This is a genomic window from Variovorax xiamenensis (assembly GCF_050916385.1).
Classification (GTDB): Bacteria; Pseudomonadota; Gammaproteobacteria; order Burkholderiales; family Burkholderiaceae_C; genus Variovorax.
Genome location: NZ_CP139038.1, coordinates 1,079,576 through 1,095,077, shown reverse-complemented (window position 1 = coordinate 1,095,077; position 15,502 = coordinate 1,079,576). Strand labels below are relative to the sequence as shown.

Annotated in this window: 16 protein-coding genes; 6 read left to right on the top strand and 10 right to left on the bottom strand. The window is 68.4% G+C overall.

All coding sequences use genetic code 11. The annotated features are described in order from the left end of the window. Positions 1-58: 58 nt before the first annotated feature. On the bottom strand, positions 59-748 hold the full coding sequence (locus SFB74_RS04655) for a TetR/AcrR family transcriptional regulator (protein WP_125948184.1): 690 nt from the start codon (positions 746-748) through the stop codon (positions 59-61). 163 nt (positions 749-911) lie between these two features. Beyond that, positions 912-1,670 carry an SDR family oxidoreductase gene (locus tag SFB74_RS04650; protein ID WP_432729564.1) on the bottom strand — a complete coding sequence of 253 codons (759 nt, stop codon included), beginning with the start codon at positions 1,668-1,670 and terminating at the stop codon, positions 912-914. Between the two features lie 126 nt (positions 1,671-1,796). Between SFB74_RS04650 and SFB74_RS04645 the strand changes: the two genes are divergently transcribed. After that, positions 1,797-2,684 (top strand): LysR family transcriptional regulator, encoded by an 888-nt coding sequence (locus SFB74_RS04645; protein WP_432729563.1) that lies wholly within the window; start codon positions 1,797-1,799, stop codon positions 2,682-2,684. Positions 2,685-2,691: 7 nt separating this feature from the next. Here SFB74_RS04645 and SFB74_RS04640 read toward each other — a convergent pair whose 3' ends face one another. From SFB74_RS04640 to SFB74_RS04625, 4 genes are all read right to left on the bottom strand, one after another. Then, complete coding sequence (locus tag SFB74_RS04640; RefSeq protein WP_432729562.1) at positions 2,692-3,519, bottom strand: AraC family ligand binding domain-containing protein; 828 nt, start codon at positions 3,517-3,519, stop codon at positions 2,692-2,694. A gap of 34 nt (positions 3,520-3,553) precedes the next feature. Then, complete coding sequence (locus tag SFB74_RS04635) at positions 3,554-4,546, bottom strand: sialic acid TRAP transporter substrate-binding protein SiaP (RefSeq protein WP_432729561.1); 993 nt, start codon at positions 4,544-4,546, stop codon at positions 3,554-3,556. Positions 4,547-4,645: 99 nt separating this feature from the next. Beyond that, entirely contained in the window at positions 4,646-5,494 is an 849-nt protein-coding gene (locus SFB74_RS04630; protein WP_432729560.1) for a fumarylacetoacetate hydrolase family protein, read from the bottom strand. A gap of 33 nt (positions 5,495-5,527) precedes the next feature. Beyond that, complete coding sequence (locus SFB74_RS04625) at positions 5,528-6,286, bottom strand: SDR family NAD(P)-dependent oxidoreductase (RefSeq protein WP_432729559.1); 759 nt, start codon at positions 6,284-6,286, stop codon at positions 5,528-5,530. Positions 6,287-6,496: 210 nt separating this feature from the next. Between SFB74_RS04625 and SFB74_RS04620 the strand changes: the two genes are divergently transcribed. The 4 genes from SFB74_RS04620 to SFB74_RS04605 are packed head-to-tail and all read left to right on the top strand — an operon-like array spanning position 6,497 to position 10,819. Further along, positions 6,497-7,213, top strand: coding sequence for a FadR/GntR family transcriptional regulator (locus tag SFB74_RS04620; RefSeq protein WP_432729558.1), 717 nt, complete (start codon positions 6,497-6,499; stop codon positions 7,211-7,213). Between the two features lie 48 nt (positions 7,214-7,261). After that, positions 7,262-8,788 (top strand): UxaA family hydrolase, encoded by a 1,527-nt coding sequence (locus SFB74_RS04615; protein WP_432729556.1) that lies wholly within the window; start codon positions 7,262-7,264, stop codon positions 8,786-8,788. A 36-nt stretch (positions 8,789-8,824) separates the two neighbouring features. Further along, positions 8,825-9,757, top strand: a complete 933-nt coding sequence (locus SFB74_RS04610) for an SMP-30/gluconolactonase/LRE family protein (protein ID WP_432729555.1) — start codon at positions 8,825-8,827, stop codon at positions 9,755-9,757. A 3-nt stretch (positions 9,758-9,760) separates the two neighbouring features. After that, the gene (locus tag SFB74_RS04605; RefSeq protein ID WP_432729554.1) at positions 9,761-10,819 is read left to right on the top strand and encodes a malate/lactate/ureidoglycolate dehydrogenase; all 1,059 of its coding nucleotides are present in this window, start codon (positions 9,761-9,763) and stop codon (positions 10,817-10,819) included. A 17-nt stretch (positions 10,820-10,836) separates the two neighbouring features. On the opposite strand, the gene SFB74_RS04600 is transcribed toward SFB74_RS04605, so the two are convergent. The 4 genes from SFB74_RS04600 to SFB74_RS04585 form a co-directional block, all read right to left on the bottom strand. Beyond that, the gene (locus tag SFB74_RS04600; RefSeq protein ID WP_432729553.1) at positions 10,837-11,730 is read right to left on the bottom strand and encodes a DMT family transporter; all 894 of its coding nucleotides are present in this window, start codon (positions 11,728-11,730) and stop codon (positions 10,837-10,839) included. A 188-nt stretch (positions 11,731-11,918) separates the two neighbouring features. Next, on the bottom strand, positions 11,919-12,569 hold the full coding sequence (slmA, locus tag SFB74_RS04595; RefSeq protein WP_432729552.1) for a nucleoid occlusion factor SlmA: 651 nt from the start codon (positions 12,567-12,569) through the stop codon (positions 11,919-11,921). Positions 12,570-12,638: 69 nt separating this feature from the next. Further along, complete coding sequence (gene argB / locus SFB74_RS04590) at positions 12,639-13,532, bottom strand: acetylglutamate kinase (protein WP_093353940.1); 894 nt, start codon at positions 13,530-13,532, stop codon at positions 12,639-12,641. A 56-nt stretch (positions 13,533-13,588) separates the two neighbouring features. Beyond that, complete coding sequence (locus SFB74_RS04585) at positions 13,589-14,686, bottom strand: MraY family glycosyltransferase (RefSeq protein WP_093207307.1); 1,098 nt, start codon at positions 14,684-14,686, stop codon at positions 13,589-13,591. Positions 14,687-14,731: 45 nt separating this feature from the next. On the opposite strand from SFB74_RS04585, the gene SFB74_RS04580 reads away from it, so the two are divergent. After that, positions 14,732-15,481: a glycosyltransferase gene (locus SFB74_RS04580; RefSeq protein ID WP_432729551.1), complete on the top strand. Its 750-nt coding sequence runs from the start codon at positions 14,732-14,734 to the stop codon at positions 15,479-15,481. Positions 15,482-15,502 lie beyond the last annotated feature (21 nt).

Genomic DNA, 15,502 nt, shown 5'->3' with positions numbered 1-15,502 from the left:
CGAAGCTAGATAGAAAAAAGAAAGGGAAAACGAAAAAGGGACGAGCCGCGCGCTTCGGTCAGCGCACGGTCTTGAGGCGACGGCCCGCCGGTGCGGCGGCCGCTTCGGGCTTGGGCGCGTCGGGCGTGGCGGCGCGCGCGAGGATGTTGTCGAAGCCGGTGTTGGCGCGGCCGATGGAGCCGGGCACCTGCAGGAAGCGCGCTTCGTAGTGCAGCGCGAGGATCAGGCCGTGGATCTCGAACGCCACCTGGCGCTCATCGGCGTCGGCGCGCAGGTGACCTTCGCTCTGCGACTGCACGATGGCGCGCAGCACGGCGGCCTGCCAGATGCTGACCGACTCGACCAGCGCGTCGCGCACCGGGCCCGGGCGGTCGTCGAATTCGGAGGCGCCGCTGATGTAGATGCAGCCCGAGTCGATCTCGGTCGAGGTGCGCTTCATCCAGTTGGCGAACATGGCGCGCAGGCGCGGCAGGCCGCGCGGCGCCTTCAGGGCGGGGAAGAACACTTCCTGCTCGAAGCGCGCGTGGTATTCGCGCACCACAGAGATCTGAAGTTCTTCGCGCGAGCCGAAGTGGGCGAAGACGCCCGACTTGCTCATCTTGGTGATTTCGGCCACGGCGCCGATCGACAGCCCCTCGAGGCCGATCTGCGCGGCCAGTGCCAGCGCGGCGTCGACGATGACGGCCTTGGTCTGCTGCCCTTTCTGGGCGGCGCGCGCGGGCTTGGCGGGAACGGCTGCTGCGGTCATCGTGGAATTTCCATGCAAAAACGAACGGTCGTTCTATTTTGCAGGGCTTTGCACTTCAGCCGCAGCAATTAACCTTTGGCTATTGAAGGTTAATTGATGCGAAACGGACCGCAATCGGGTCCGTCCCGCATTCCTCCCTTTCAGGGCCGTACGGCCCCTGAGGTCAGAACTCCTGCGACACGGGCCGCAGCACGACCTCGTTGATGTCCACGTCGGCGGGCTGCTCCACGGCGTAGACCACGGCGCGCGCCACCGAATCGGCCGGGATCTGGTTGGCCTCGTAGAACGCCTTCACGCCGGCGGCGCTCTCGGCGTCGGTGCTGCCGAGCTTGAGTTCCGACTCGACCGCGCCGGGCGACACGATGGTCACGCGCACGCCGCTGTTGCCCACTTCCACGCGCAGGCCTTCGGAGATGGCGCGCACCGCGTGCTTGGTCGCGCTGTAGACGGTGCCGATCGGCGTGAACACCTTCAGCCCGGCGATGGACGCGACGTTGACGATATGCCCGCTGCCCTGCGCCTGCATGCGCGGCAGCACCGCGGCGATGCCGTAGAGCACGCCCTTGATGTTGACGTCGATGGTGCGGTCCCACTCGTCGACCTTGAGCTTGTGAATGGGCGACAGCGGCATCACGCCCGCGTTGTTGACCAGAACGTCGATGCGGCCGAAGGCTTCGACGGTAGCGTCGGCGAGCTTCTCGAGGTCGGCGCGCTTCGCTACGTCGGTGGCCACGGCGATGGCTTCGCCGCCGGCTTCGCGGATCTCGGCGACCAGCTTGTCGAGCCGGTCGGTACGGCGTGCAGCCAGCACCACCTTCGCGCCGCGCGCGGCCAGGTGGCGTGCCGTCGATTCGCCGAGCCCGCTGCTCGCGCCGGTGACGATGGCGACCTTGCCCTTGATGTTGTCTTGAACGGATGTCATGGGAAATTCCTTTCGGTTGGCTTGAACGAGGTGTTGAAGAAGTGCATGCAGTGTGGAAAATCCACGCGTTCCCGTAAATGAAACTCTGGCGACTTCAGAATTCCTTGAAAAGGAACCCTCCACACCATGTCCAACCGCCTCGAAGCCCTGCGCGTGTTCTGCGCTGCCGCCGATGCCGCCAATTTCCGCGATGCCGCCGCGCGGCTGTCTGTGTCGCCGCAGGTGGTGACGCGCGCGGTGCGCGAGCTGGAAGACGAACTCGGCGAACCGCTCTTCCACCGCAGCACCCGCGGCGTGCAGCTCACCGACTTCGGCCGTCGGCTGCTGGAGCGGGCGCGCACCGCGCTGAGCGGCGTCGACGAGCTGTTCCACCGCACCGACCGCCGTGCGCTTTCGCAGCACGAGGGCACGGTGCGCGTCACGGCGCCGGGCATCTTCGGGCGGCAACTCATCCCGAAGGCGCTGGCGCCGATGCTCGCCGCGCACCCGGGCCTGGTGCTCGACCTGCGCGTATCGGAATCGCATGCCGACGTGGTCGGCGAGCAGATCGACATCGGCGTGCGCGTCGGCCCGCTGCGCGACGCGCGCTTCGTCGCGCGGCCGGTCGGCCGGATGGCGCTGCACGTGGTGGCCGCGCCCTCTCTGATCGCGCGCACCGGCGTGCCGAAGACCATCGACGCGCTCGCCTCGATGCCGCTCACAGCGCTCATCGACCGCAAGTCGGGCCGGCCCTGGCCGATGATGTTCCGCAAGGACAGGCAGCTCGCGATCACCTCGCCGGCCTTCGTCACCGACGACTTCGACTCCGAGTGCGCCGCCGTGCTCGCGGGCCTGGGCTTCGCCCAGCTGATCGGCTCGCTGGCCGAGCCCCCGATCGAGACCGGCGCGCTGGTGCCGGTGCTCCAGGCCGAGGCGCCCGAGCCATGGCCGATCTACGTGTACCGCTCGCAACGCGCACCCGTGCCGGCGCGCGTGCGGCTGGTGTACGACGAACTGATCCGCGTGCTGCGCTGAACAGGGCCTAGCGGCAGGCCCGCTGCCACGCGCCGGGCGTGAAGCCGAAGTGACGCGCGAAGATGCGCGTCATGTGGCTCTGGTCGGCAAAGCCGCTGGCGGCCGCGGCGTCGGCAAGGCCCGTGCCGCGGCGGATCAGGCCTCGCGCGCGCTCGGCGCGCTGCAGCAGCAGCCATGCATGGGGCGGCACGCCGTAGGCTTTCTCGAAGCGGCGCAGCACCTGGTAGCGGCTGAGGCCGGCCATCTCGGCGAGGTCGGAGAGCTTCGGCGGCTCGTGCAGGTCGTCGGCCAACCGCTCGCACAGGCGGCGCATGTCGCCGCCGGCCGTGGATGAAGGCGGTGGCGGCCTCGTGGAATGCGCTTCGAGCAGCAGGCCGCAGACCTCGACCAGCGATTCCTCGCAGGCCAGCTCTTCCGCACGGCCCTCCTTGTCGGCGTGCCACGCGTCGAGCCGCACGAACAGCCGCTGCAGCGTGTGGCGCAGCCGGTCGTCCTTGAGCACGGGCCGCGTGAACTCGACGTCCAGACCGGCGTCGCCCCTGATGCCCGCCATCACGCCCGGATCGAGATACACCATGCGCCAGCGCCGCGAGGGCTCGCCCAGCGGCTGCCCGTCATGCACCTCGCCGGGGTTGGTGGTGATCAGGTCGCCCGCATAGGCATCGACCTTGCCGCGCCCGCTGGCCGAACTCTGGGCGCCCTGCTCGAGCAGACCCAGCCCGTAGGTCGCGTGCCAGTGCCGGCCGTAGTGCAGCGCGCTGTCGATGGACGTGCCGTATACGCCCTCCCACGGGGAGCCGAAGACCTGGCAGCGATGGACCGGAGGCGCCTGCATGCGACGGATGATCGCAGACAGGCGGCGGAGAGCCTCAATGCGCCCCGGGTTTCACCAGGTCGCGGATCTTCTCGTAGTCGCCCGGCCGCGCCTGCAGTTCGGTCGGCGACACGGTCTTCAACGCCGCCTCGACGAAAGCCGACCGATCGGGCCGGATCACCTTGATGCCGGTCTCGCCCAGCTTGCCTTCGGCCACCAGTTCGCGCGCGATGATCTGCACGCTGGCCCACACGGCGTCCTTGCGGATGACGTCATTCACGATGGTGCGATCGCTCTCGCTCATGCGCTGCAGCGCGCCGGGCGAGATCACGATGCCGAGCATGTCGTACATGTGGCCCGTGAGCGTGACGCTCTTCTGCACCTCGTAGAACTTCTTCGCGAGGATGGTCGGCAGCGGGTTCTCCTGCGCGTCGATCTCGCCGCTCTTGAGCGCGTCGTACACCTTGGCGAAGGGCATCGGCGTGGCGGTGGCGCCCATGCTCTTCGCGAAGAGCTTGTAGGTGGGCGCGTCCGGCACGCGCAGCTTCAGGCCCTGCATGTCCTTCGGCGCGTTGACCGGCTTGTTCGAGGTGATGTGCCGCGCGCCGTAGTAGATGGCGGCCATCAGGCGGTTGCGGCTCTGCGTCTCGTAGCCCTTGCGCAGCTCGTCGAACACCGGGCTCACGAGAAAGCGGCGCACGTGGTCGGGGTCGGTGAACAGGAAGGGAAAGCCCACCACGCCCAGCGGCGCGTAGTCGCGCGAGAGCACGTTGAGGCCGATGTAGGCCATGTCGATCTCGCCGGAAGCGAGCTTCTTGCTGTAGTCGGCCTCACCGCCCAGCGCGCTGGCCGGAAAGATCTGGATCTCGACGCGCCCCGCCGTGGCCGTCTTGATCTTCTGCGCCATGGCCTCGGCCTGCGTGTGGAACGGCTCGCTGGTCTCGTAGCCGTGCGCCCACTTCAGCGTGACCGGGGCGGCCTGGATGCTCGCCGCGCCCACGATCAACCCTGCGCCCAGCACGAGCGCCTTCATCACCAACCGTCTCATCGTCTGTCTCCACCACCGTTGTTCTTGAAATTCTTCGGGAGGGACGCGGCGCACACGCCTGGGTGCGCCGCGCCATGGCCATGAATGAGCCGGCCGGGCTCAGAGCTTGAAGGGAATCACTTCCTGGCGCTGGTCGCCCAGGCCTTCGATGCCCAGTGTCATCACGTCGCCCTTCTTCAGGAAGAGCGGCGGCTTCATGCCCATGCCGACGCCGGGAGGCGTGCCGGTGGTGATGACGTCGCCCGGCATCAGCGTCATGAACTGGCTCACGTAGCTCACGATCTTGGCCACGGTGAAGATCATGGTCTTGGTGCTGCCGGTCTGCACGCGCTGGCCGTTCAGGTCGAGCCACATCGCGAGCTTCTGCGGGTTGGGCACGTCGTCGCGGGTCACCAGCCACGGGCCGATGGGGCCGAAGGTGTCGCAGCCCTTGCCCTTGTCCCAGGTGCCGCCGCGCTCGATCTGGTACTCGCGCTCGCTGATGTCGTTGATGGTGCAGTAGCCGGCCACGTAGTCGAGCGCGCTCTTCTGCGGCACGTAGCGCGCGCGGGTGCCGATGACCACGCCGAGCTCGACTTCCCAGTCGGTCTTGACCGAGCCCTTGGGCAGCATCACCGGGTCGTTCGGGCCCTGGACGCAGCTGTTGGCCTTGGTGAAGACCACTGGCTCCTTGGGCACCGGCAGGCCGGACTCGGCCGCGTGGTCCGCGTAGTTCAGGCCGATGGCGATGAACTTGCCCACGTTCGCCACGGGGCAACCGAAGCGCGGCTTGCCCTTGACCAGCGGCAGCTTGTCGATCTTCTGCTTGCGCAGCTTGGCCAGGGCGGCGTCGCCGAGCTGCTCGGGGCCGATGTCCTTGACGACGGCGCTCAGGTCGCGCAGCTGGCCGTTGTCGTCGATGAGGCCGGGTTTTTCCTTGCCGGGGTTGCCGTAGCGGACGAGTTTCATGCTTTCCTTTCAGTTTTCAGTGCATTGAATTGATCAATACGTGGAGCGTCCGCCGGAGAGGTCGAAGACCGCGCCGGTGGAGAACGAACAGTCTTCGGTGCAAAGCCAGCCGACCATCGCGGCCACCTCTTCCACCGTGCCGAAGCGGCCCATGGGAATCTTCGAGAGCATGAAGCCGATGTGCTCTGGCGTCATCTGGTCGAAGATGGCCGTCTTCACCGCCGCGGGCGTCACGCAGTTCACGCGGATGCCCGTGTCGGCGAGCTCCTTGCCGAGCGACTTGGTCAGGCCGATGACGGCCGCCTTGCTCGCGCTGTAGGCGCTGGCGTTGGGGTTGCCGTCCTTGCCGGCCACCGAGGCGATGTTGACGATGCGCCCGTAGCCGCCGCCGTCGCCCTGCGTGCGCATCTGCGCCACCACCTCGCGGCAGCACAGGAACACGCCGTTGATGTTGACTTCCATCACCTGGCGCCAGGCGTCCACCGGGTAGTCCCACAGCTTCGTGTTGGGGCCGGTGATGCCGGCGCTGTTGACCAGCGCGTCGATATGCGGCGCATGCGCCAGCGTGTCGGCCACGGCCTTGGCGACCGAAGGCTGCTGCGACACGTCGACCTTCAGCGCGAAGGCCCTGGGGCCCAGCGATTCGGCGGCCTTCGCGGCGGCCTCCTCGTCTCGGTCCCACAGCGTGACGCTGCCGCCCGAGGCGATGAGCCGCTGCGCGATGCCGAAGCCCAACCCCGTGGCACCGCCGGTGACGACCGCGTGGCGGCCCTTGAAGTCGAGCTGGTTCATGCCGCGATGCCCCGGCCGGCGGCGGTGACCGGGGCGGTCTTTACCTTCGATCTCATGGGGCGTCTCCTCGGGCCATGTCCTGGGGCCGTGTCCTCGGGTTAGGCCCGATGATGGTCCGGGCGATATGGCGTATTCTGAATTGGCCTGACCACTTGGCCAATTCAGGACAACCCTTAACTCCTTCCGCCTCCTTCCCTCCCCACCGTTTCCGTGCCGATCCAGACCCTCGAACCCCAGCGCCTCTACCGCCAGATTGCCGAACAGTTGCGCGAGCTCATCGGCAAGGGCGAGTTCGCGGTGGGCGCGCGCATTCCCGCCGAGCGCGACCTCGCCCGGCAACTGGGCGTGAGCCGGCCCTCAGTGCGCGAGGCGCTGATCGCGCTGGAGGTGGAGGGCTGGGTCGAGGTGCGCACCGGCTCGGGCGTGTACGTGCTCGACCGCTCGCAGCGCACGCCCCCGCCCCCCAACGGTGCGGCCGGCATCGAATGGGGGCCGCTGGAGATCATCCGCGCGCGCCGCATGGTGGAGGGCGAGACCGCCGCCACCGCGGCCCAGCACGGCAAGCGCAAGGACGTGGACGCCATGCGCCGCGCCATCCGCATGATGCGCGACATGGCCGCGCGCAACGAGGTGCCCCACGAGGGCGACCGCGCCTTTCACCTGGCCATCGTCAACGCCTGCGATAACGTGGTGCTGACCGAGACGGTGCAGGGCTTCTGGGAGTCGCGGCACGGGCCGATCTTCGCCCGGATGATCGATTACTTCGAGACCATGGAGTCGTGGCAGGAGGCCATCGGCGAGCACGAGCTGATCCTCGACGCCATCGCCGCGCGCGACCCGGCCGCCGCGCGCAGCGCCATGCACGAGCACATGGACAAGTTCCACCAGCGGTTCAGCGCGAGCTGGCGCCGCACGAAGGCTTCCTGAGTCGGGCCTCCTGAATCCGGCCTCCTGAATACGAGAAGAAAACCCACGATGACTCCCTACATCCGACTCCACCCCGCCGACGACGTCGTCATCGCGCGCTCCCAGCTGCTCGGCGGCACCGCCGTCGAAGGCGTGGCCGTGCGCGGCCTGATCCCGCCAGGCCACAAGATCGCGATGCGCGACATCGGCCAGGGCGAGCCGGTGCGCCGCTACAACCAGATCATCGGTTTCGCGAGCCGCCCCATCGCCGCCGGCGAGCACGTGCACACGCAGAACCTCGACATGGGCCCCGACAAGGGGGACTTCGAACGCGACTACGCCTTCGGCGCCGACGTGAAGCCCGCGCCGGCGAAGCGCGAAGCCACCTTCATGGGCATCAGGCGCGCCGACGGCCGCGTGGCCACGCGCAACTACATCGGCGTGCTGACCAGCGTGAACTGCTCGGCCACGGCCGCGCGCGCCATCGCCGACCACTTCTCGCGCAAGACCAACCCGCAGGCGCTGGCGGCCTTCCCGAACGTGGACGGCGTGGTGGCACTCACCCACGGCACCGGCTGCGGCATGGACACGCAGGGCATGGGCATGCAGATCCTGGAACGCACGTTGACGGGCTACGCCACGCACCCGAACTTCGCTGGCGTGCTGGTGGTCGGCCTCGGCTGCGAGGCCAACCAGATCAACGCCTGGCTCGCGACCGGGCACCTGGCCGAAGGCGAGAACTTCCGCACCTTCAACATCCAGGACACCGGCGGCACGCGCAAGACGGTCGAGAAGGGCGTGGCGCTCATCAACGAGATGCTGCCGCGCGCCAACGCGGTGAAGCGCGAGCCCTGCAGCGCGGCGCACATCACCATCGGGCTGCAGTGCGGCGGCTCGGACGGCTACTCGGGCATCAGCGCCAACCCGGCGCTGGGCGCGGCGGTCGACCTGCTGGTGGCGCACGGCGGCACGGCCATCCTGAGCGAAACGCCCGAGGTGTACGGCGCCGAGCACCTGCTCACGCGCCGCGCGGTGAAACGCGAAGTCGGCCAGAAGCTGGTGGACCGCATCAAGTGGTGGGAGCACTACACCGAGATCAACGAAGGTGAGATGAACAACAACCCCTCGCCGGGCAACAAGGCGGGCGGGCTCACCACCATTCTCGAGAAGTCGCTGGGCGCGGTAGCCAAGGGCGGCACCAGCAACCTCGAGGCGGTGTACGAATACGCGGAGCCCGTCACCGCGCACGGCTTCGTCTACATGGACACGCCCGGCTACGACCCGGTCAGCGCCACCGGGCAGGTGGCCGGCGGCGCCAACCTGATCTGCTTCACCACCGGGCGCGGCTCGGCCTACGGCTGCGCGCCCTCGCCCTCGCTCAAGCTCGCGACCAACTCGGCGCTGTGGCAGCGGCAGGAGGAAGACATGGACATCAACTGCGGCGAGATCGTGGACGGCACGGCCTCGATCCAGGAGATGGGCCAGCGCATCTTCGAGCTGGTGCTCGCGACGGCCTCGGGCGCGCACTCGAAGAGCGAGCAGCACGGCTACGGCCAGAACGAATTCGTGCCGTGGCAGGTCGGCGCGGTGATGTGACCTGAACGAACGACCCCATCGACGACGAGGAACAGCATGGCGACTCTCCCCTTCGGCTTCCTGGAAGGCACCGGCTTCGAGCAACTGGACCCGCGTTTCAAGGGCTGCATTCCGGGCCCCGAGCGCGTGCAGCGCCTGTGGACCGGCGCGCGCTGGTGCGAGGGCCCCGCGTGGTTCGCGGCGCACCGCACGCTGGTGTGGTCGGACATTCCGAACAACCGCATGCTGCGCTTCGACGAGGTCAACGGCACGGTGGGCACCTTCCGCGAGCCGTCGAACAACACGAACGGCAACACGGTCGACCGCGAAGGCCGACTCGTCAGCTGCGAGCACCTCACGCGGCGCGTGACGCGCACCGAGCACGACGGCACGATCACCGTGCTGGCCTCTCACTGGAAGGGCAAGCGGCTCAACTCGCCGAACGACGTGGTGGTGCATTCGGACGGTGCCGTGTGGTTCACCGACCCGAGCTACGGCATCCTCTCCGACTACGAGGGCCTGAAGGCGGACAGCGAGATCGGCGCCTGCCATGTCTACCGCATCGATCAGCAAAGCGGCGAAGTCGAGCTCATGGCCGACGACTTCGTGAAGCCGAACGGGCTGGCCTTCTCGCCCGACGAGTCGCTGCTCTACATCGCCGACACGGGCGCGAGCCATGCGCCGGACGGTCCGCGGCACATCCGCAAGTTCAAGGTGGGCGCCGACGGCCGCAGCCTGAGCGGCGGCGAGGTGTTCGCCGAATGCACCAGCGGCCTGTTCGACGGCTTCCGCCTCGACACCGAAGGCCGCATCTGGACCAGCGCGCTCGACGGCGTGCACGCCTACCACCCCGACGGCACGCTGCTGGGCAAGATCCTGCTGCCCGAGCGCGTCGCCAACGTGTGCTTCGGCGGCCCCAAGCGCAACCGCCTCTTCATCTGCGCGACCACGTCGCTCTACGCCATCACGCTGAACGCGAAAGGAGCCTGATCCATGTCCAGAACACTGAATGCAGACGAGCTGCAGGCCAACGTCGCCCGCATCCTCGAAGCCGCCGGCAGCTCGCCCGCCGAGGCGCAGCAGGTGGCGGCCAACCTGGTGCTGGCCAACCTGAGCGGCCACGACTCGCACGGCGTGGGCATGCTGCCGCGCTACATCGACGCGGTGGCCGAAGGCGGCCTGAAGCCGAACGCCGCGGTGCGCGTGAACCTCGACATCGGCACGCTGATGGGCCTGGACGGCCAGCACGGCTACGGGCAGATCGTCGGTGTGCAGGCGATGGAGCTGGGCATCGGACGGGCGAAGCAGCACGGCAGCTGCATCTTCACGCTGGCCCATGCGCATCACCTGGGGCGCATCGGGCACTTCGCGGAGATGGCGACGGCGCAGGGGCTGGTGGCCATGCACTTCGTCAACGTGCTGTCGCGGCCGGTGGTCGCGCCCTGGGGCGGCGGCGACGGGCGCTTCGGAACCAACCCGTGCTGCATCGGCATTCCTCTTTCGGGCGCGGAGCCCTTCGTGCTCGACTACGCGACCAGCCGCGTGGCGCAGGGAAAGATGCGCGTGGCGCACAACAAGGGCGAGCGCGTGCCCGACGGCTACCTGATCGACGAGAACGGCGCACCGACCAACGACCCGGGCGTGGTGGTCGTGCCGCAGGGCAACGGCCTGTTCGGTGCGCTCATGACCTTCGGCGAGCACAAGGGCTACGGCATGGCAGTGGCCTGCGAGCTGCTCGGCGGCGCGCTCACGGGCGGCGGCACCTGGCACCGGCCGGCGGACGCGGCGCGCACTGTGCTCAACGGCATGCTGACGGTGCTGATCGACCCGGCGCGGCTGGGCACGCAGAAGTCCTTCGACGAGGAAGCGCGGGAATTCGTCGGCTGGCTGCGGCAGAGCCCGCCCGGACAGGGCTTCGACGAAGTGCAGATCGCCGGCGAGCCGGAGCGCAAGGCGCGCGTGGCGCGGCGCAAGGACGGGATCTGGGTGGATGACGCGACCTGGAGCGAAATCGTCGCGGCGGGCGCCAAGGTGGGCGTGGCTGTCGCCTGAGGCCCTGACACCGGCTGCTACCGGCGGGCGACGCTTCGCGACTTCTGGCTGAGCACGAGCGCGATGCCGCCCAGGATCGCCACGGAGGCCGCCGCCAACCGCGGCGTGATCGCCTCCGACAGGAACAGCACGCCGCCGAACGCTGCCAGGAGCGGCACCGACAGCTGCACGGTGGCCGCGCGCATGGCGCCGAGGCGGCCCAGTGCCGCGTACCAGACCACGTAGCCGAGCCCCGAGGTGAGCGCGCCGGAGGCGACGGCGAGCACGAGGCCAGTCGCATCCGCGTGGGCGCTGGCCACGAACACCAGGCTCAGCGCCAGTGCCAGCGGCACGGCCCGCGTGAAGTTGCGCGCGGTGGCGGCCAGCGGATCGGCCACGCCACGGCCCCGCAGCGAATACACGCCCCAGGCCACGCCCGCGACCGCCATCAGCACGGCTCCCAGCAATGGCGGCGCGGCAATGCCCGGCGACACGAGGTAGACGAGCCCGCCGGCGGCCATCGCGAAGCCGAGCCATGCGAGCGCACCGAAGCGCTCGCTGCCGGATCGCAGGCCCACGCCGAACATCGTCAGCTGGACCGCCCCGAACAGGATCAGCGCGCCCGTGCCCGCCGGCAGGCTGAGATAGGCGAAGGAAAAGAAGGCGACATAGCCGAACAGCATGACGGCCGCCAGCCAGTCGGCGCGGGCCGATAGGGCCGACGAGGCTGGCGCCTGTGCCCTGAAGCGCACGATGAGCCCCAGCATGAGCGCTCCCGCCACGAGCCTGACGCTGCCGAAGCTCGCCGGGTCGATGCCCTTGCGCTGCAGCGCGAGCCGGCACAGCAGCGAATTGGCCGCGAACGCGAGCATGGCAACCGCCGTGAGGAGGATGGTCCGCAGGCCCTGGTGGTCGCGCGCCGCATCAGGCATGCGCAGGCACCCGCGACGAGCGGGGCTCCATCGGACCGACCGTGCCAAGGCTCATGCGCCCTCCGTGGAGGAAACAGGGCAAACATCGGCTCGCCACCGGGGCTGGCGGCGAGGGGCTGGACGATGCTACTCCGCGGGAAAGCTCAAGGCGAGCCGGCCGGGGCCCCTGCAGGGTACCCCGTCAGACGTCAGACGATCAGCGCGATCGTCGCTTCCAGGTGCTCGGACGGCGCGCGGCGGAAGCCCGAGCGCGCGAAGCGCTGCAGCTGCCCCACCACGAAGGCGGTGAGCGCCGCGGCGCGCACCTGCGCGTCGACGCTGGGCGTGGCCGAGCCGTCGGCCGCTGCCGCGCCGCGAAGCACCTGGCGAAGCGTGGCTTCGATCTTGTCGAAGAACTGGTTCATGCGCTGCTGCAGGCGCTCGTTCTCGTAGACCAGCGCGTCGCCCACCATGACGCGGGTCATGCCGGGGTTGCGCTCGGCGAACTGCACGAGCAACGTGAGGATGCGAGCGGCCTGCTGGGCGCCGTTGGTGCCCTCGCGCTCGAGGATCTGGTTGACCAGCGTGAAGACGCTCTGCTCGATGAAGTCGATCAGGCCCTCGAACATCTGGGCCTTGCTCGCGAAGTGACGGTACAGCGCGGCTTCGCTCACCTCGAGCCGGGCCGCCAGCGCGGCGGTGGTGACCCGCTCGGCGCCGGGCTGCTCCAGCATGGAGGCCAGGGCCTGCAGGATCTGCACGCGCCGCTCTCCCGGCTTCGGGCGCTTGCGCACCGGAGGGGTGGACGTTTCCGTCGGCGTGTCTACGCCGGAAGCACCTGTCGTCTCTTCGTTCTGCATGGGAGCGCGTGCAAAGATGTAATCAATTGATTCTCGCACAGCGCAGTAAGCACGCGCCCACCCGGCCCGTCAGCGGGCGCGGATCATCGTCCCGTAGGCTTGGTCGGTCAGGATTTCCAGCAGCATCGCGTGCGGCACGCGGCCGTCGATGATGTGCACCGCGTTCACGCCGCTCTTGGCCGCGTCGAGCGCGCCTTCGATCTTGGGCAGCATGCCGCCGGAGATGGTGCCGTCGGCGAACAGGTCGTCGATTTCGCGCGCGCTGAGGTTGGTGAGCAGCTTGCCGTCCTTGTCGAGCACACCGGGCGTGTTGGTCAGGAGCATGAGCTTCTCGGCCTTGAGCACGGTGGCGAGCTTGCCGGCGACGACGTCGGCGTTGATGTTGTAGCTCTCGTTCTCCTCGCCGAAGCCGATGGGGCTGACCACCGGGATGAAGGCGTCGTCCTGCAGCGCCTTGACCACGCTCGGATCGATGGAGACGATGTCGCCGACCTGGCCGACGTCGTGATGCACGTTGGGATCTGCGCGGTCGGCCAGCTTGAGCTTCTGAGCTCGGATCAGGCCGCCGTCGCGGCCCGTGAGGCCCACGGCCTTGCCGCCGGCCTGGTTGATCAGGCCCACGATGTCCTGCTGCACCTCGCCGGCCAGCACCCATTCGACGACTTCCATGGTCTCGGCATCGGTCACGCGCATGCCCTGGATGAAGCTGCCCTTCTTGCCCAGGCGGTTGAGCGCCGCCTCGATCTGCGGGCCGCCGCCATGCACCACCACCGGGTTCATGCCGACCAGCTTGAGCAGCACAACGTCTTCTGCAAAGTCGGCCTGCAGCGCCGGGTCGGTCATGGCGTTGCCGCCGTACTTGATGACGATGGTCTTGCCGTGGAACTTGCGGATGTACGGCAGCGCCTGGGCCAGGATCTCGGCCTTGTCGCGCGGGGGGATGTTGAGGACGGGGTCGGTCATGGGCGGTCAGGCTCCGAAGCGAAGGACGGGGGAAATTCTCGCAAAGAAAGATGTCGTCAGGGCCGCAGCCAGCGGGGAACCTTGAAGCGCACGATCATCAGATAGGCGCCCACATAGGTGGTGACGAACAGCAGGCAGAAGAACATCAGCACGATGGTGTTGTTCCAGAACAGCACCGCAGGCACCACCGACAGGGCCGCGAACATCCAGAGATACGGAGAAGTGCGGTTGTTGCGCGCCAGCAGCTGCCGCGCCTCGTCGTCCGCGAAGGCCACGCGCACGATGCGGCGGAAGATCAGCTGGTGGAAATGCAGCGCGTCGGCGGTGCCGGGCGACTGGCCGCGCGCCAGCTTGCGGTAGATGGAGAACAGCGTTTCCCACACCGGGTAGATCAGCAGCAGCATCGGAAACCACGGCGACACCACGCGGTGGCGCTGCACCAGCGTCACGCAGGCCACGGCGATCACCATGCCCCAGACGTAGGCACCGCCGTCGCCGGCGAAGATCTTGCCGCGCGGGTAGTTCCACACCAGGAAGCCGAAGGTGGCACCGACCAGGCAGATCACCATGGCTGCCAGTTGCCGATCGCCGACCTGCAGCGCCACGTGGGAAATCGCCAGGCAGACCAGCACGGCCACGGTGCCCGCGAGCCCGTTGTAGCCGTCGATGATGTTGAAGGCATGCGGCAGGCCGCCGATGGCAAGCGCCGCGAAGAGCACGGTGGCATAGGGAACCATCGCCAGCCAGCCGTCGACAGTCTCGAAGCCGGTGCGCGCCACGCCCAGACCCAGCAGCCAGCACACCAGCAGCGCCGAGCCGATGGTCAGGCCCAGCCGGTAGCGCACCTTCACGCGCTGGGTGACGTCCTCGACGATGCCGCCCAGCACCGCCGGCAGGATGCACACCAGCGTGAGCATCGAGGTCGTGACCGGCCACGACACATTGAACGGGTCGGTACCAGTGATGCCAGCGGCCAGCCAGGCGGCCCCCATGCCCAACAGGATGCCCGCACCGCCCAGGCGCGGCACGTGGCCCTTGTGGAAGCGCTGGGGCATGTCGGCGCCGTAGAGGCGGGCATGCCGCCGCGCACGTCGCATGAACACCTGGACCGAGAAGGCGGCGACGAAGAAACTGATGACGATCAGAGCAATCATGTGTGGGGGTTGGGGAACCCTAGAATTCCCGGGCGAAATTAGACCATGCCCACGCCCTCCCCCTCCCGCCTTCCCGTCACCATTTCGATCGTGAGCCACGGCCAGCTCGCACTGGTGCTGCCGCTGCTCGAGCAGCTGGACAGGCACAGCCGCGCCGTCATCGACAAGGTTTTGCTTACATTGAACATCCCCGAGGCCGACGTTCTTGCCGGCCGCAACTGGGGCTTCAGGGTGGAGAGGATCGAGAACGCGAGCCCCAAGGGCTTCGGGGCCAATCACAACCAGGCCTTCGAGCGCTGCGACACCGAGTGGTTCCTGGTGCTGAACCCCGACATCCGCTTCGACAACGACGTGCTGTCCCCGCTGCTCGCACAGGCTGCGGCGGACGCCGGCTTGCTGACGCCGCGCATCCTGGAGCCCGGCAAGACCGAGCCGGAGCCGCACCGGGCGCTGCTCACGCCGCTGGAAATCGTAGGAAGAAAGAAGCCCGGCTACGTGCGGCCGACGGTGCCGGCTTGGATTCCAGGCCTGTTCATGCTGTTTCGCAGTCAGGCATACCGGCAGGTCGGCGGCTTCGACGAGAAGTTCTTCATGTACGGCGAGGACTTCGACATCTGCGCCCGCACCCGGCTCGCGGGCTGGAAGCTGCAGGTAGGCGAGAACCTGCTCGCCCGGCACGACGCGCAGCGCGAGAGCCATCGGAGCAAGAAATACCTGTACTGGCACGTGACCAGCCTGCTGAAGGTGTGGCTGTCGGCCTCGTTCTGGCGGTACCTGCGGCTGCAAGGCCGCTAGCAAGCCGTTCAGCGCAGACGG

Coding starts and splice junctions, on each gene's coding strand:
- SFB74_RS04655 (WP_125948184.1), bottom strand. CDS start 748: ATGACCGCAGCAGCCGTTCCCGCCAAGCCCGCGCGCGCCGCCCAGAAA.
- SFB74_RS04650 (WP_432729564.1), bottom strand. CDS start 1,670: ATGACATCCGTTCAAGACAACATCAAGGGCAAGGTCGCCATCGTCACC.
- SFB74_RS04645 (WP_432729563.1), top strand. CDS start 1,797: ATGTCCAACCGCCTCGAAGCCCTGCGCGTGTTCTGCGCTGCCGCCGAT.
- SFB74_RS04640 (WP_432729562.1), bottom strand. CDS start 3,519: ATGCAGGCGCCTCCGGTCCATCGCTGCCAGGTCTTCGGCTCCCCGTGG.
- SFB74_RS04635 (WP_432729561.1), bottom strand. CDS start 4,546: ATGAGACGGTTGGTGATGAAGGCGCTCGTGCTGGGCGCAGGGTTGATC.
- SFB74_RS04630 (WP_432729560.1), bottom strand. CDS start 5,494: ATGAAACTCGTCCGCTACGGCAACCCCGGCAAGGAAAAACCCGGCCTC.
- SFB74_RS04625 (WP_432729559.1), bottom strand. CDS start 6,286: ATGAACCAGCTCGACTTCAAGGGCCGCCACGCGGTCGTCACCGGCGGT.
- SFB74_RS04615 (WP_432729556.1), top strand. CDS start 7,262: ATGACTCCCTACATCCGACTCCACCCCGCCGACGACGTCGTCATCGCG.
- SFB74_RS04610 (WP_432729555.1), top strand. CDS start 8,825: ATGGCGACTCTCCCCTTCGGCTTCCTGGAAGGCACCGGCTTCGAGCAA.
- SFB74_RS04605 (WP_432729554.1), top strand. CDS start 9,761: ATGTCCAGAACACTGAATGCAGACGAGCTGCAGGCCAACGTCGCCCGC.
- SFB74_RS04600 (WP_432729553.1), bottom strand. CDS start 11,730: ATGCCTGATGCGGCGCGCGACCACCAGGGCCTGCGGACCATCCTCCTC.
- slmA (WP_432729552.1), bottom strand. CDS start 12,569: ATGCAGAACGAAGAGACGACAGGTGCTTCCGGCGTAGACACGCCGACG.
- argB (WP_093353940.1), bottom strand. CDS start 13,532: ATGACCGACCCCGTCCTCAACATCCCCCCGCGCGACAAGGCCGAGATC.
- SFB74_RS04585 (WP_093207307.1), bottom strand. CDS start 14,686: ATGATTGCTCTGATCGTCATCAGTTTCTTCGTCGCCGCCTTCTCGGTC.
- SFB74_RS04580 (WP_432729551.1), top strand. CDS start 14,732: ATGCCCACGCCCTCCCCCTCCCGCCTTCCCGTCACCATTTCGATCGTG.